We start from the raw sequence: 13,620 nt of genomic DNA on the forward strand, positions 1-13,620 counted from the left end.
CGCGGGCTCAGTCGGGCCACTCCGGGCGGCGCTTCTCCAGGAACGCGGCCATCCCCTCGCGCGCGCCGGGCAGCTGGGAGGCCGAGGCCATCACCTCCAGCGCGATGGCGTAGGCATCCTCCTCCGGCCGGTCCAGCTGGGCGTACAGGGTCTGCTTTCCCATGGCCTTGCTGGCCCGGCTGCCCCGGGTGGCCCTGGCCAGCAGGTCCGCGACGGCGTCGTCCAGCTCGGTGTCCGGGACGACTCGGTTCACCAGGCCCCACTCCAGCGCGGTCGCCGCGTCGATCGGGTCGCCGGTGAGCGCCAGCTCCATCAGCCGCTTGCGCCCCACGGCCCGCGCCACCGGCACCGCCGGCGTGTGGCAGAACCAGCCTCCCTTGCCGCCGGGCAGGGCGAACCCGGCCGACTCGGCCGCCACCGCCAGGTCGCACGAGGCCACCAGCTGGCACCCCGCGGCCGTCGCCAGCCCGTGCACCCTGGCGACCACCACCTGCGGCACCGACTGGATGGTCCGCATCAGGTCGGTGCACAGCCGCAGCAGCGCGCGCACCTCCATCAGGTCCCGCGCGGCCACGTCGGCGAAGTCGTGCCCGGCGGAGAACACCGGCCCGGCCCCAGCCAGCACGACACCGGTCGCGTCGGACTCGCCGACCTCGCGGAACGCCGCCAGCAGCTCCGCGAGGTGCTCGGCCGACAGCGAGTTGCGCCGCGCCGCCCGGTTCATCGTCACGGTGGCCGTGTCGCCGTCCCGCTTCAGCAGAATGTGCTCGTACTCGCCCATCCCCCGACGGTACTGCGACCGACCGCCGCGCCGGAAGTCACGACTCGTCGATCACAGAGCGCAGGAACGTCCTGGTCCGGTCGTTCTCCGGCTCGTTGAAGATCTTCTCCGGGGTGCCGTCCTCGATGATGTTGCCCTCGTTGAACATGAGCACCCGGTGCGACACGTCGCGGGCGAACTTCATCGCGTGGGTGACCAGCAGCATCGTCATGTCGGTGGTCCTGGCGAGGTCGCGCAGCACGTCGAGCACCTCGGCGGCCAGCTCGGGGTCCAGCGCCGAGGTCACCTCGTCCAGCAACAGCACGTCCGGGTCCACCGCCAGCGCCCGCGCGATGCCCACCCGCTGTTGCTGCCCGCCGGAGAGCTGCGAGGGGTAGGCGTTGAGCTTGTCGCCGAGGCCCACCATCTCCAGCAGCTCTCGGCCGCGGGCCTCGGCCTCGTCCTTGGACTTGCCGAGCACGTGGATGGGCGCCTCGGTGACGTTGCGCAGCACCCGCATGTTCGGAAAGAGATTGAAGTGCTGGAACACCATCGTGATCCGGCTGCGCACCTTGCGGATGTGTCCCTCGCTCGCCGGAACCAACCGGCCGTCGCGCTCCTCGTGGTACAGGTAGTCCCTGTCCACCTTGATGGTGCCCCCGTCGGGCTTGGTCAGCGTCATCAGCAGCCGCAGGATCGTGGTCTTGCCCGACCCGCTCGGCCCGATCAGGGTGACCCGCTCCCCCGACCCGACCGAGAACGACAGGTCGTCGAGCACCACGTTCCTGCCGAACCGCTTGTCGACCTTGTCGAAGACGATGAAGTCACCGTTGCGTCCCGCGGCGGTTGCCTCGCTCATTCCCAGGTTCCTCTCTCCATCACGAATGGTCAACCCCGCACGGTGCCGAATCGGCGCTCGACGATCCGCCCGCCCCAGGCCATGACCAGAGCGACGACCAGGTACATCAAGCCTGCTGCGGTGACCGGCTCTGCGTAGCGGAATGTGTCCGAGCCAATGCTGAGCGCGACACCGAGCATCTCCAATACGGTGATCGCCAGCAGCTGCGGAGTGTCCTTGAACATCGCGATCACGTAGTTGGCCAGCGCGGGGATGACCCGCGGGATGGCCTGCGGCAGGATCACGCTGGTCCACGTCCGCCGGGTGGACAGGTTCAGTGCCCTGGCCGCCTCCCACTGGCCCACCGGCACGTTGTCGATGCCGGAGCGGTAGACCTCGGACGTGTAGGTGGCGTAGTGCAGACCGAGCGCGAACGCGCCGGTCGCCAGCGGTGGTGCGCTGATCCCAATCAGCGGCAGCACGTAGAAGAAGAAAAAGAGCTGGACCAACAACGGCGTAGATCGGATGAACTCGATGAAGAAGCCGACAGGCGCGCTGAGCCACGGCGATCGACTACGCCGCAGCAGCGCGAAGACAAGGCCGAGCACAAGCGCGATGAGATAACCAAAAACGGTCGCAATGAGTGCGACGACCAAACCGTCGAGCAACGTGGGAACGGATTCCCACACGAGGCTCCACCGGAAATCCATCAGGCCACCCCCACCGTCTCGTTGCCACGCTTACCTTTGAACAGTCGGGTGGCTATCCCCGGCGGCACCTCGCGACCGAGCGATCGTGCCGCGACCCGCTCGAGATAGCGCATTAGCGCCGTGAACGCCAGCGCGACCACTCCGTAGCCCACGAGCAATCCGAGGTAGACCGTCGCTGTCTCACCCGTGGTGTCGCGCACCAACCGTCCTGCGAATGTAAGGTCGGAGATGTAGACCAGTGACACCAGCGCGGTGGCCTTGAGCAACTCGATCAGGTTGTTGGAGAACGGAGGGATCATCGCCACGACCGCCTGCGGCAGGATCACCTTGCGCATCCGCTGCGACGGTGTGAAGTTTAGCGCGATCGCCGCCTCGGTCTGTCCGACCGGGACGGACCGCACCGCGCCGCGCACCACCTCGGCGGCGTAGGCGCCGATGTTCAGCGCGAGCGCGAGCACGCCGGCGACCAGTGTGTCCAGCGCGTACCCAAACTGAGGGACCACGAAGATGAGCCAGAACAGCAGCACAAGCGCCGGGAAGCCACGAAAGATCTCAGTGTAGGCGAAGGCGATGGCGCGAACCCACTTGCGAGTGCTCAGTCGAGCCAGGCCAGCGACGAACGCGAACACGAGCCCGAGCAATGCACCGAGCACTGTGAGCTGGAGAGTCACCCACAGCCCCTCCAGCAACCGGCCGAACAGATAAGGTGTCATCAGTTCGTTCCTCAGCTTTCCCGCTCTTGGCAAAGGAACTCGGCTGTTAGGTCGGTCATCTCGGCCTCCGAGAATCCGAACGGCCGCACGATCTCCAGCACCTCCCCGTGCGCTTTCATGTCGGCCAGCACGCGGTTGAACTCACGCACGATCTTGGTCTCACCCGTGCGAAAGGCGAACCCTCCCGCGCCGTACTGTTCCACCCCGTTCACAACGGGAACGAAGGTCTCGCCGATCTCGAGCGGCGCGCCCGGACGTTGCTCCAAGGCTGACAGCAAGGAGAGGCGCGTCAACATCAGACAGTCCGCCCTGTTCGCCAACACACCGTCCACGCCGGAAGCCTGATCCGGAAACACGACGACCCTGCTAGACGGTATGCCAAGCGCGAGGGAGTACCGTTCCTCGACGGACCCGGTCAGCACGCCAATCCGTGCGGTGGGATGGTCGACCACGCTCTGCAGGTCAGTCAGACCGAGCGGGTTACCCATCGGTAGCAAGAGAGCTTCTGGCGCATTGTAGTCCGGGTTGGTGAACTCGACCTCCTTGCACCGTGGAGGTGTGATGTACATGCCGGCAGCGATCACGTCAAACAGTCCGGCCTTCAGGCCTGGGATCAGCGAGCTGAAGTCGGCGAACCTAGGCTCGAAGGAGTCGATGCCCAACCGCCGGAACACGGCTTTGCCGACCTCAGGCGCCTGGCCAGTGAACTTGCCGTCCTTGGTGATGAACCCGAACGGTCGCTCGTTGGCGAAGCCCATCCGGACCCGGCCGCGGTCCCGCAACCGCTCCAGGAGGTCGCCGCCCTCCTCGCCGGCGGCGACGTTGATCCGGGTGCATCCGCTGGTCACCAGGCCGCCGCCCACGACGACGGCGAGCGCTCCCCCGGCCCCGCGGAGGAATCCGCGCCGGGACACATCTGCAGGTTTCACGCGACCCTAGCTCCCTACGTGCTCAATCGGCTCCCGGCCCACCCAAGCAGCTGGGAGTGATCTCATGGGGGAAGACACTAGGCAGTTCACCCGATCGTTCGCAATCGGTCCGCCAGATTCCACTGTGGACGAGTTTCTCGTCCACAGAGGAGGAACGTACGAGGCCGGAGCGCCCACCCGTCCCCTCGCGTGCGCGCTCTCTCGTCTTCTCACTCGTCGTGGTGCACGAAGTTAGAGGTGTCGCACGTGCGGGTCAAATACTGTGCGCAATCGTTACAGGCCGTTAGCCGTTACAGGCCGTTGGCCTGCCGCGCCACGGTGACGATCTCGTCCATGATCTCGGTGAGCTCGTAGTCCTTGGGCGTGAAGACCCGGGCGATCCCGCGGTCGAGCAACAGCCGCGCGTCGTCGGGTGGGACGATCCCACCGACGACCACCGGGATGTCGCCGGCGCCGGCCGCCCGCAGGCCGTCCACCACCTCGGGCACCAACTCGAGGTGCGAGCCGGACAGCACCGAGAGGCCCACCACGTGCACGCCCTCCTGTACGGCGGCGGCCACGATCTGCTCCGGGGTGAGCCGGATGCCCTGGTACACCACCTCGAACCCGGTGTCGCGGGCCCGCACCGCCACCTGCTCGGCGCCGTTGGAGTGCCCGTCCAGCCCGGGCTTGCCGACCAGGATGCGCAGCCGCTCCCCCAGCTCCGCCTCGGTGGCGCGGACCCGCTCCCGCACCCGCTCGAGCTCCGCCGAGCTCGAGCCCGGGAGGGAGGCCGCCGACACGCCGGTGGGCGCGCGGTACTCGCCGAACACCTCGCGCAGCGCCCCGGCCCACTCGCCGGTGGTCACCCCGGCCCTCGCGCACTCCAGAGTCGCCTCGAACAGGTTCTCCGCCGTCCCCGCGGCCGCGCGCAACCGGTCCAGCGCCCGCTCCGCCGCGGTAGCGTCGCGCCGGGCCCGCCACTCCTCGATCGCGGCGACCGCCTGCTTCTCCACCTCGGGGTCGACGGTCTCGATCGGCTTCGCGCCCTCGGCCTGCAGCGGGCTCGGCTCGGTGGTCGCGAACCGGTTCACCCCGACCAGCACCCGCTCGCCGGCCTCCATCGCCCGCCGGTACTCCGCCAGCGAGGCGACGAGCTGGGACTTCAGGTAGCCGCTCTCCACCGCGGCGACCGCACCGCCGAGCTCGAGGACGTGGTCGATCTCCGCCCGCGCGCCCTCGATGATCTCGGCGACCCTGGCCTCGACCACCCGGGAGCCGGCGAAGAGATCCTCGTACTCCAGCAGGTCGGTCTCGAGCGCGAGCACCTGCTGCATCCGCAGCGACCACTGCTGGTCCCACGGGCGGGGCAGGCCGAGCGCCTCGTTCCACGCCGGGAGCTGGACGGCCCGCGCCCTGGCGTCGCGGGACAGCGTGACGGCCAGCATCTCCAGCACGATCCGCTGCACGTTGTTCTCCGGCTGCGCCTCGGTGAGGCCGAGGGAGTTCACCTGCACGCCGTAGCGCAGCCGGCGGGCCTTGGCGTCGGTGACGCCGTACCGGTCACGGGTGATCTCGTCCCACAGCGCGGCGAACGCGCGCATCTTGCACATCTCCTCGACGAACCGCACGCCGGCGTTGACGAAGAAGGAGATGCGGCCGACCACGCGGGCCATGTCCGCCTCGGCGACCTGGCCGGAGTCGCGCACCGCGTCGAGCACGGCGATCGCCGTGGCCATGGCGTAGGCGACCTCCTGCGTCGGCGTCGCGCCCGCCTCCTGCAGGTGGTAGCTGCAGATGTTGATCGGGTTCCACTTCGGAACGTGGCGGACCGTCCAGGCGATCACGTCGGTGGTCAGCCGCAGGCTCGGTCCCGGCGGGAAGATGTGGGTGCCGCGGGAGAGGTACTCCTTGATGATGTCGTTCTGGACGGTGCCGGTGAGCTGGGCGCGCACCTCGGCGGGATCCCGGTCCCCGGCGAGTGCCTGCTCCTCGGCGACGGTCACGTAGAGCGCCAGCAGCCACATGGCGGGGGCGTTGATGGTCATCGACGTGTTGGCCTCGGCCAGCGGGATGCCGGCGAAGAGCTGGCGCATGTCACCGAGGTGGGCGACCGGGACGCCGACCTTGCCGACCTCGCCCCTGGCGAGCGGGTGGTCGGGGTCGTAGCCGGTCTGTGTGGGCAGGTCGAAGGCGACGGAGAGGCCGGTCTGCCCCTTGGCGAGGTTGCGCCGGTAGAGCTCGTTGGAGGCGGCGGCGGACGAGTGCCCGGCGTAGGTGCGCATCACCCAGGGCCGGTCGCGCTCGCGGTCCGTTGGATAGGGCACGGGCCACCTCCCGATTGACGACCGACCCAGCATACTCGTCGGTAACATCGCCCGCCTAGCGTCGCGCGAGCGGCAGCGCTGTGACGGAAATCCGCCGGTCGAGCACGCGTGCACCCGTTAGCGTGAAGGTCGTGACGTGGAGTGTGTACGGCAGTTATCTCGCCGTGGTGATCCTGGTGGTCCTCGCGCCCGGCCCGGACACCATGGTGATGCTGAAGAACGCGCTGGCCCGTGGCGGGCGCGGTGGGCTGCTGGCCATCCTCGGCATCGCGGCCGGCAACCTCGTGCAGGGCACCGCCGCCGCGCTCGGCCTCGGCGCGCTGATCGCCCACTCGCAACCGCTGTTCCACACCCTGCGCTGGCTCGGCGTCGCCTACCTCTGCTACCTCGGCGTCCAGGCGCTGCGCGGGGCGTGGCGCGGGAACCACCCGACGCCGGACGAGGCGAGCCGCGGCCACGCGGGCGGCTTCCGCAGCTGGCGGGAGGGGTTCCTGTCCAACGTCACCAACCCGAAGGTGCTGGTGCTGTACCTGTCGGTGCTGCCGCAGTTCCTCACTCCCGGTGTGACCACGACGCTCGACGCGCTGGTGCTGGCCTACACGGTCGCCGTGCTGGGCGGGGTGTGGCTGCTGCTCATGCTGCTGTTCGTGCACCGGGTGCGGGCGTGGCTGCGCCGCCGGACGGTGCGCCGCGCGCTGGACGCCGTCACCGGCACGGCGTTGCTCGGGTTCGGCGCGGCGCTGGCCGCCGAGTCCTGAGGGTCCGAGCCCGCCGAACGCGGCTGGCTCGCCACCGGGCGCGGGTTCGATTCGGCGATGCTCGAGGCCTGGCACGGCGGGCGGTGCGGTGTTTGAATCTCCCGCCATGACACTTCACTCCTTCGTGCCTCGCCCGTCCGCGCTATGGCGGGCACTCGGCGTCACCGCACTGGCCGCAGGTTTGCTGGCCGCGGCGGCCACCCCCGCCGCGGCCATCAACTCCTACAACGCCGTCCCGGCGCCCGAGCGCACCGAGGTCGGTGCGCTCGTCGCGACCTGGGACCACGACCGCGACCCCGGCACGCCGGACCGGGTCGACTGGGTGTGCTCGGGCACCATGGTCGACGCGGACACGTTCCTCACCGCCGCGCACTGCACCACCGGCTGGCCGGAAGGTGCGCGCTTCTTCGTGTCGCTGGCGCAGGACGTGCAGGCCGGCCTCGACGCCGCGGCGGAGCGCTTCCCCGGCGATCCGGCGGCGGTCGCGAGTGCGGTCGGCGTCGGCGGGGTGGCCCACTCCGACCCCGGCTACCCCGGCAACTCGGCCGACTCGCACGACATCGCGGTGGTCGAGGTGCCGGCCGGCGCCATGGCGTCGAGGTGGTCGTTCACCCCGGCGACGCTGCCCGCGGCCGGCGCGCTCGACCGGCTCGGGCCGCGCGGGCTGAACGGCACGCCGTTCACCGTGGTCGGCTACGGTACGCAGGAGGCGCGGCGCGGTCCCGGTGGGCACACCCACCCGGGTGGCGGGATGCGGATGCGGGCGCCGGTGACGTTCAACGCGCTGAACAAGACGTGGGTGCGGCTGGCGATGACCGAGCCGCAGGGCAACGGCGGTGCCTGCTACGGCGACTCCGGCGGACCGAACTTCGCGACGATCGACGGCGCGCGGGTGCTGGTGTCCACCACCATCACCGGCGACGTGCCCTGCTACGCCACCAACGTGACGTACCGGCTGGACACGCCGGGTGCGCGGGCCTTCCTGCGCCCGTTCGTGGCCCTGCCCTGAGGTGTTGGCCCGTGCCCCTTCCGGCTTCCCGCGTGGCCGGGAGGGCACGGGCGCCGGGGCGGCTCCCAGGCGTGGGACCGGACGCGCCCCGGTGCGGGATTCACGGTCCCGAACGTCGAACTCGCCGTTCCGAACGTCGGACTCACGTGTTCCAGGAGTCCTTGCTGCTGTCCCAGGTCAGCCAGCGCTCGGGGCGCATGCGGACCAACTCGTTCCTCGCGCCGGCCATGCCGTCGACGTAGGCCTTGGCCTCGTCCTCCGGGAAGTACCGGGCGGCGATGGCGACCATCTCCTCGGTGGTGGGCGACTCGTCGAACGCGACCACCGAGCCCTCCAGCATCACGTACTGGTAGGGCATCTCGTCCCGGTGCACCACGAAGCTGAACCGCTTCGCCTCGCGCAGCAGGCGGTCCTTGAGCGAGCCGACCTCCATCCACACCACGAGGTCGCCGCCCGGCTCGTAGCCGTACCACACGGGCACCGCCAGCGGCGCCCGCTCGGGCCGGTTCATCGTGATCACGCCGATCCGCCGCTCGGCGAGGAAGGCCTGGCGCTCGTCCTTGGTCATGGCCGCCATCATGAGGTCTCACCCTTCGTCGGCGCCCGCCCCAGCGGGCTCTACCGCTGCCCAACTCGACCGGTGGACCGGATATTTCCGACGCACCGATCGCGCTCAGACCAGGTCGGCCAGGTCGAGCCGAACTTACAGCGGTTCAGCAACGCTGAGCTTCCCAGTCGTAGACCACGATGTCAGGACGGCGGTTGAGCAACGGGACGTCCCGCAAGCGGAGGTCGACGTCGAAATCAACCGCGTGCTGCGGGCCACAAGCGGCTTCGAGCACGTTGGCCAGCCGGCAAACGATGGTCTGGTGCGGCCGGCGTGGCGCCACGTTCACGACGATGGCTCCGCCCACGACCTCGACCCGGCGGCAGATCTCCTCGGGCAGGGCTTCGTATTCCGCCGCGGTGAGCCCCTCCGGGGGGAGCATCATCCAGTCGGGCAGGGCCGTCATGGAACCCCTTACTCGTCAGGTGTCCCCAGGACAGCCCGGTAGCGGCCGACCGGAGTCGTCATGCGCGGGTGGGGTCGGTGGCGACGCGTTCGATGCGGGCGCCGAGGCGGTTCAGGTTCTCCACGAAGTGCGGGTAGCCGCGGTCGATGTGGAACACGTCCCACACCTCCGTCACGCCGTCGGCGCACAGCCCGGCCAGCACCAGCCCGGCGCCGGCGCGGATGTCGGAGGCCCACACCGGCGCGCTGGACAGCCTCTCGACGCCGCGCACCACCGCGTGGTGGCCGTCAGTACGGGCGTCGGCCCCGAGGCGAACCATCTCCTCGATGAACCGGAACCGCGCCTCGTACACGTTCTCGGTGATCATCGACGTGCCGTCGGACACCGACGACAGCGCCACGGCGAACGGCTGCAGGTCGGTGGCGAACCCCGGGTAGGGCAGTGTCACGAAGTCCACCGACCGCGGCCGGTCGGGCTGCACCACGCGGAACCCGTCGCCGTCGAACGTGGTGACCTCGGCGCCGGCCAGCCGCAGCTTCTCCAGCACCAGCTCCAGGTGGTGCGGGTTCACCCCGCGCACGGTGATGTCGCCGCGGGTCATCGCCGCGGCGAAGGCCCACGTCGCGCCGACGATCCGGTCGCCGATCACCCGGTGCTCCACGGCGTGCAGCTCGTCCACGCCGCGCACGGTCAGGGTCGACGTCCCGGCGCCCTCGATGTGCGCCCCCATCCGGGTGAGCATCGTGCAGATGTCGGTGATCTCCGGCTCGCGCGCCGCGTTGTCGATCACCGTGGTGCCCTCGGCGAGCACCGCCGCCATCAGGATGTTCTCCGTCGCCCCGACGCTGGGGAAGTCCAGCCAGATCTGCGCGCCGCGCAGGTGGTCCGCCTTGGCCACCACGCAACCGTGCTCGATGGAGCTGGTGGCGCCGAGCTTGCGCAGCCCGTTCTGGTGCATGTCCAGCGGCCGCGACCCGATCGCGTCACCGCCGGGCAGCGCCACCACCGCCCGCTTGAGCCGGCCCACCAGCGGCCCCAGCACACACACCGACGCGCGCAGCTTGCCCATCGCCGGCGAGTCCGCGCGGTGCGACAGCGCGGTCGGGGTGGTGATCCGTACCGTGTCGCCGTCGATCGACACCGCGCAGCCCACGCTGCGCAGCACGTCGGCCATCAGCGGCACGTCGAGGATCTGCGGACAGTTGGTGATCGTCGTGGTGCCCTCGGCCAGCAGTGCCGCCGCCATCAGCTTGAGCACGCTGTTCTTGGCTCCGACGACCCCGACCTCGCCGACCAGTCGCGCACCACCGTGCACGTCGAAGTGCTCGCTCATGGCCGCCAATCATGCCTGCCGCACCGCGGCGGCCGGCCGGCAGGTGGGCTGGTGGGCTGGTGCGAAGCCGCCCCCACTCCGTTATGTTACTAATTTCCCCTTTTTCGTTCGAACACGAAGGGAAGCAACATGGGACTGGGGCGGACGGGCACGGCGACACTCGCCGGCGTGCTGGCGGTGGTGATCTCGCCGGCGCCGGCGCCGGCGCCGGCGCAGGTGGCGGGGCCGCTGTGCGGTGCTTCGTTCCTGCCGGAGTCGCCGAACGAGACCTACCAGCAGGCGTTCGAGCGGGTGAACGGCTACTACCGCCTGGAGTCGGTCCGGGTGTTCTACACCCTGCCCAAACCGTGGCCGGGCAAGGTCGACGCCGGTCGGCGGCCGCTGACCGTGTCGTTCAAGGCCGCCCCGAAGGACATCCTCGCCGGCCGGCACGACGCGCACTTCCGCACCTGGTTCGCCGACGCACCCAGGGACGTGGACGTGAACTGGACGTACTTCCACGAGCCAGAGGACAACATCGCCCGCGGGGAGTTCACCGCGGCCGACTACCGCGCGGCGTGGCGGTACCTGCACCGGCTCGCCGCGGCGGCCGGCAACCCGCGGCTGCACCCGACACTGATCCTGATGGACTGGACCGTCGACCCTCGCTCCCAGCGGAACTGGCGGGACTACTACCCCGGCGACGCCTATGTCGAGGTGCTGGCCTGGGACGCCTACAACCAGGTCACGGGCGTGACTAGGCGGTACCGCCCCGCCGAGGAGATCTTCGGGCGCGTGGTGGCGGTGAGCAGGGACGCCGGCAAGCCGTTCGCGATCGCCGAGACCGGCAGCGCCATCGCCGAGGGCGACGACGGTCGAGGTCGCGCGGCCTGGTTGCGGCAGGTCACCGACTACCTGACCCGGCACGGCGCGCGGTGGGTGCAGTACTTCGACATCGACTTCCGGGCGCAGGGCCACAGCGACTACCGGCTGCGCGACGCCGCCTCACAGCGGGCGTGGCGGGAGTTCTGCGCCCGCTGAGCGGCTCGGCCGGCCGGGCTCGGTCGGGTTCGGTCGATCGGGCGCGGCCGGCCGTAGACTGCGCGGTATGCCGGTAAGGATCAATCGCGTGTACACCAGGGTCGGCGACAGCGGCACCACCGCGCTGGGGGACGGCTCGCGGGTGCCGAAGACGTCGCCACGGCTGGGCGCCTACGCCGACGTGGACGAGACCAACTCGGTGATCGGTGTGGCGATCGCGCTCGGCGACCTCTCCGACGAGGTGGCTGACGTCCTGCGCGCGGTACAGAACGATCTTTTCGACGTCGGCGCCGACTTGTGCGCGCCGGTGGTGGAGAACCCGGAGTTCCCTCCCCTGCGGATCACTGAGTCGTACGTCGAGCGGCTGGAGAATTGGTGTGACGATTTCAACGCCCGGTTGCCCAAACTGACATCGTTCATCCTCCCGGGTGGTAGCGCGGGGGCGGCACTGCTGCACCAGACGCGGACGGTGTGCCGCCGGGCCGAGCGCGCCGGTTGGGCACTCGTCGAAGCCGACGAGGCGCGGACCAACGTGCTGGCGGTGAAGTACCTGAACCGGCTGTCCGACCTGCTGTTCATCCTCGCCCGGCTGGCCAACCCCGACGGCGACGTCCTCTGGCGCCCCGGCGGCGACCGCCACCCCGACCGGCCCACCCGGTGAAGGTTTCGCCTGGAATCAGCCTCGCGAGAGATCGACAAGCGATGGCGATTTCGCCAGCCCAGGTGATCTTTCGATGGGCAGCGATCTTGTTTACCGATCTTGATTGCCAGAGTCGCAACGAACAGCCCGACTGGAGCAAGTTCTCCCCGAACTGTTCCGAAGCCCATCATCGCCTATTACTCTGGCGATCCAACTGATTACCAGGGGCGACCAGGGGGTCGGTCGGGTGGGCAGGGAGATCAGGGGGCACGCCGTGTCCGATCCCAGATCTACGTTCCACCGCGGCAGGCCGACTTACCCGCGCCGGCGCCGGACGTGGTGCCGAGGTGGCTGTCCGACGGCACCATCCTGTGGATGACCGACAACACTCCAAGAGTGCGGGTTACGCCTTCGACCGAGCGGAACGGAAGGCCATCGCCGACATCTGGCGAATCCTCCACAACAGCACGTCTTGGCGGAGCCGGTCTTGCTCGAGATCTTCGGGCGTCAGGTCCGCGACCAGGAGCGGGCCTGTTCCGCCGAGTTGACCCTCTCCTCGAGGAACAGACGATCACGCCGCATACAGCGGCCTCGACTCGGTCAGGACCGTGTCCCGGAGCAACGGGTGCAGTGACCGCCGGGACACCAGGTCGACCGGCCGGCCGTCCCTCGGCGACGCGAGCGGCGAACACGGCGACGCGACCGGCGAACACGCCGGGGAAGGCGCGGCGGGGGTCAGCTGGCGCGGGGGATGCGGCGGCCGGGGGGTGCGGACTCGAGCCAGGAGAGGAAGCCGGTGAGCGCGTCGGGGCCCATGGCGATCTCGATGGCCTCCTGGCGGTCCGACTCGCAGCGCAGCACGGTCGCCCCGGACGGCACGGCGTACGACTCCGTCCCGATCGGGTCACGCCGGTCGGCGATCTGCAGGCTGTCCCGGGAGAACACGCGGTCCGGTCCGCTCCGCAGGCTCCACACCCGATACCAGACGAACTCCTCGCCCCGGTACCGTCCGATCCCCAGGTGCCAGCCGGACCGCTCCTTGTCCGGCTGCCAGCGCAGTGCCACGCTCACGCCGCCGAACCGGCGCATGCGCTGCCACCGCAGCACGTACCAGACCGCGACGACGAGCAGAGCCAGCAGGAGCGCCAGGACCACCAGTGCGACGTCCACGACCGGCTCCCGCTCGCCGCTCGCCTCAGGCCGACTGTCCGGCCGCGCGCAGCCTCGCTCCCGCCCTCGCGCGTTCCGCCTCGTCCTCGGCGGCGAGCGCGGCCCTCGCGGCCTCGACGTCGATCTCCTCGCCGAGCTCGGCCGACTCCGCCAGCACGCTCACGCCGGTGGCGGTGACGGACAGGAAGCCGCCGTGCACCGCGGCCGTGACGGTCTCACCGTCGGTGGTGGTGATCTTGACGACGCCGCCCTCGACGAGCTGGCCGAGGACCGGCTCGTGTCCCGGCAGCACGCCGATCTCACCCTCGGTGGTCTGCGCGACCACGAAGGTGGCTTTGCCCGACCAGAGGCGACGCTCGACCGCGACCAGCTCCACGGACATGTCAGCCACGTTGCTCTCCTTCACCTCGGGCGCTTCCCG

15 protein-coding genes are annotated in these 13,620 nt (G+C 70.0%); 4 read left to right on the plus strand and 11 right to left on the minus strand.

What is annotated here, in order from left to right; translation table 11 throughout:
* Positions 1-7: 7 nt before the first annotated feature.
* From BM051_RS02030 to BM051_RS02055, 6 genes are all read right to left on the minus strand, one after another.
* Complete coding sequence (locus BM051_RS02030) at positions 8-781, minus strand: enoyl-CoA hydratase-related protein (RefSeq protein ID WP_092526986.1); 774 nt, start codon at positions 779-781, stop codon at positions 8-10.
* Between the two features lie 37 nt (positions 782-818).
* Positions 819-1,619, minus strand: coding sequence for an ectoine/hydroxyectoine ABC transporter ATP-binding protein EhuA (ehuA, locus tag BM051_RS02035; protein ID WP_092526988.1), 801 nt, complete (start codon positions 1,617-1,619; stop codon positions 819-821).
* A 29-nt stretch (positions 1,620-1,648) separates the two neighbouring features.
* Positions 1,649-2,308, minus strand: a complete 660-nt coding sequence (gene ehuD, locus BM051_RS02040) for an ectoine/hydroxyectoine ABC transporter permease subunit EhuD (RefSeq protein ID WP_092526991.1) — start codon at positions 2,306-2,308, stop codon at positions 1,649-1,651.
* On the minus strand, positions 2,308-3,021 hold the full coding sequence (gene ehuC, locus BM051_RS02045; RefSeq protein ID WP_177216875.1) for an ectoine/hydroxyectoine ABC transporter permease subunit EhuC: 714 nt from the start codon (positions 3,019-3,021) through the stop codon (positions 2,308-2,310). Before ehuC ends, ehuD begins: the two co-directional genes overlap by 1 nt.
* 11 nt (positions 3,022-3,032) lie before the next feature.
* Positions 3,033-3,884, minus strand: a complete 852-nt coding sequence (ehuB, locus tag BM051_RS02050) for an ectoine/hydroxyectoine ABC transporter substrate-binding protein EhuB (protein ID WP_243859502.1) — start codon at positions 3,882-3,884, stop codon at positions 3,033-3,035.
* A gap of 356 nt (positions 3,885-4,240) precedes the next feature.
* Positions 4,241-6,256 carry a protein meaA gene (locus BM051_RS02055; protein WP_279587040.1) on the minus strand — a complete coding sequence of 672 codons (2,016 nt, stop codon included), beginning with the start codon at positions 6,254-6,256 and terminating at the stop codon, positions 4,241-4,243.
* A 131-nt stretch (positions 6,257-6,387) separates the two neighbouring features.
* Between BM051_RS02055 and BM051_RS02060 the strand changes: the two genes are divergently transcribed.
* Positions 6,388-7,014 (plus strand): LysE family translocator, encoded by a 627-nt coding sequence (locus tag BM051_RS02060; RefSeq protein WP_092528405.1) that lies wholly within the window; start codon positions 6,388-6,390, stop codon positions 7,012-7,014.
* Between the two features lie 106 nt (positions 7,015-7,120).
* On the plus strand, positions 7,121-8,023 hold the full coding sequence (locus tag BM051_RS02065) for a trypsin-like serine protease (RefSeq protein ID WP_092526999.1): 903 nt from the start codon (positions 7,121-7,123) through the stop codon (positions 8,021-8,023).
* A gap of 142 nt (positions 8,024-8,165) precedes the next feature.
* Here BM051_RS02065 and BM051_RS02070 read toward each other — a convergent pair whose 3' ends face one another.
* From BM051_RS02070 to murA, 3 genes are all read right to left on the minus strand, one after another.
* Positions 8,166-8,591: a pyridoxamine 5'-phosphate oxidase family protein gene (locus BM051_RS02070; protein WP_243859503.1), complete on the minus strand. Its 426-nt coding sequence runs from the start codon at positions 8,589-8,591 to the stop codon at positions 8,166-8,168.
* 145 nt (positions 8,592-8,736) lie between these two features.
* Complete coding sequence (locus BM051_RS02075) at positions 8,737-9,036, minus strand: Uma2 family endonuclease (protein ID WP_092527042.1); 300 nt, start codon at positions 9,034-9,036, stop codon at positions 8,737-8,739.
* 58 nt (positions 9,037-9,094) lie between these two features.
* A complete protein-coding gene (gene murA / locus BM051_RS02080; protein WP_092527045.1) occupies positions 9,095-10,369 on the minus strand; it encodes a UDP-N-acetylglucosamine 1-carboxyvinyltransferase in 1,275 nt (424 codons plus the stop codon).
* 129 nt (positions 10,370-10,498) lie between these two features.
* Here murA and BM051_RS02085 point away from each other — a divergent pair, with 129 nt between their 5' ends.
* Both BM051_RS02085 and BM051_RS02090 read left to right on the plus strand, forming a co-directional pair.
* Positions 10,499-11,389: a glycosyl hydrolase gene (locus BM051_RS02085; RefSeq protein ID WP_092527048.1), complete on the plus strand. Its 891-nt coding sequence runs from the start codon at positions 10,499-10,501 to the stop codon at positions 11,387-11,389.
* Between the two features lie 67 nt (positions 11,390-11,456).
* Positions 11,457-12,050: a cob(I)yrinic acid a,c-diamide adenosyltransferase gene (locus BM051_RS02090; RefSeq protein WP_092527063.1), complete on the plus strand. Its 594-nt coding sequence runs from the start codon at positions 11,457-11,459 to the stop codon at positions 12,048-12,050.
* A gap of 714 nt (positions 12,051-12,764) precedes the next feature.
* Here BM051_RS02090 and BM051_RS02095 read toward each other — a convergent pair.
* Positions 12,765-13,199 carry a DUF2550 domain-containing protein gene (locus BM051_RS02095; protein WP_092527066.1) on the minus strand — a complete coding sequence of 145 codons (435 nt, stop codon included), beginning with the start codon at positions 13,197-13,199 and terminating at the stop codon, positions 12,765-12,767.
* Between the two features lie 25 nt (positions 13,200-13,224).
* Positions 13,225-13,590 carry a F0F1 ATP synthase subunit epsilon gene (locus BM051_RS02100; protein WP_092527069.1) on the minus strand — a complete coding sequence of 122 codons (366 nt, stop codon included), beginning with the start codon at positions 13,588-13,590 and terminating at the stop codon, positions 13,225-13,227.
* Between the last annotated feature and the right edge of the window lie 30 nt (positions 13,591-13,620).

Origin of the sequence: Amycolatopsis arida (assembly GCF_900115565.1) — a bacterium.
GTDB classification, from domain to species: domain Bacteria; phylum Actinomycetota; class Actinomycetes; order Mycobacteriales; family Pseudonocardiaceae; genus Yuhushiella; species Yuhushiella arida.

Bases quoted from the DNA above. Each gene is read 5' to 3' on its own strand.
- BM051_RS02030 (WP_092526986.1), bottom strand. From the start codon at position 781: ATGGGCGAGTACGAGCACATTCTGCTGAAGCGGGACGGCGACACGGCC.
- ehuA (WP_092526988.1), bottom strand. From the start codon at position 1,619: ATGAGCGAGGCAACCGCCGCGGGACGCAACGGTGACTTCATCGTCTTC.
- ehuD (WP_092526991.1), bottom strand. From the start codon at position 2,308: ATGGATTTCCGGTGGAGCCTCGTGTGGGAATCCGTTCCCACGTTGCTC.
- ehuC (WP_177216875.1), bottom strand. From the start codon at position 3,021: ATGACACCTTATCTGTTCGGCCGGTTGCTGGAGGGGCTGTGGGTGACT.
- BM051_RS02065 (WP_092526999.1), top strand. From the start codon at position 7,121: ATGACACTTCACTCCTTCGTGCCTCGCCCGTCCGCGCTATGGCGGGCA.
- BM051_RS02070 (WP_243859503.1), bottom strand. From the start codon at position 8,591: ATGACCAAGGACGAGCGCCAGGCCTTCCTCGCCGAGCGGCGGATCGGC.
- BM051_RS02075 (WP_092527042.1), bottom strand. From the start codon at position 9,036: ATGACGGCCCTGCCCGACTGGATGATGCTCCCCCCGGAGGGGCTCACC.
- murA (WP_092527045.1), bottom strand. From the start codon at position 10,369: ATGAGCGAGCACTTCGACGTGCACGGTGGTGCGCGACTGGTCGGCGAG.
- BM051_RS02085 (WP_092527048.1), top strand. From the start codon at position 10,499: ATGGGACTGGGGCGGACGGGCACGGCGACACTCGCCGGCGTGCTGGCG.
- BM051_RS02090 (WP_092527063.1), top strand. From the start codon at position 11,457: ATGCCGGTAAGGATCAATCGCGTGTACACCAGGGTCGGCGACAGCGGC.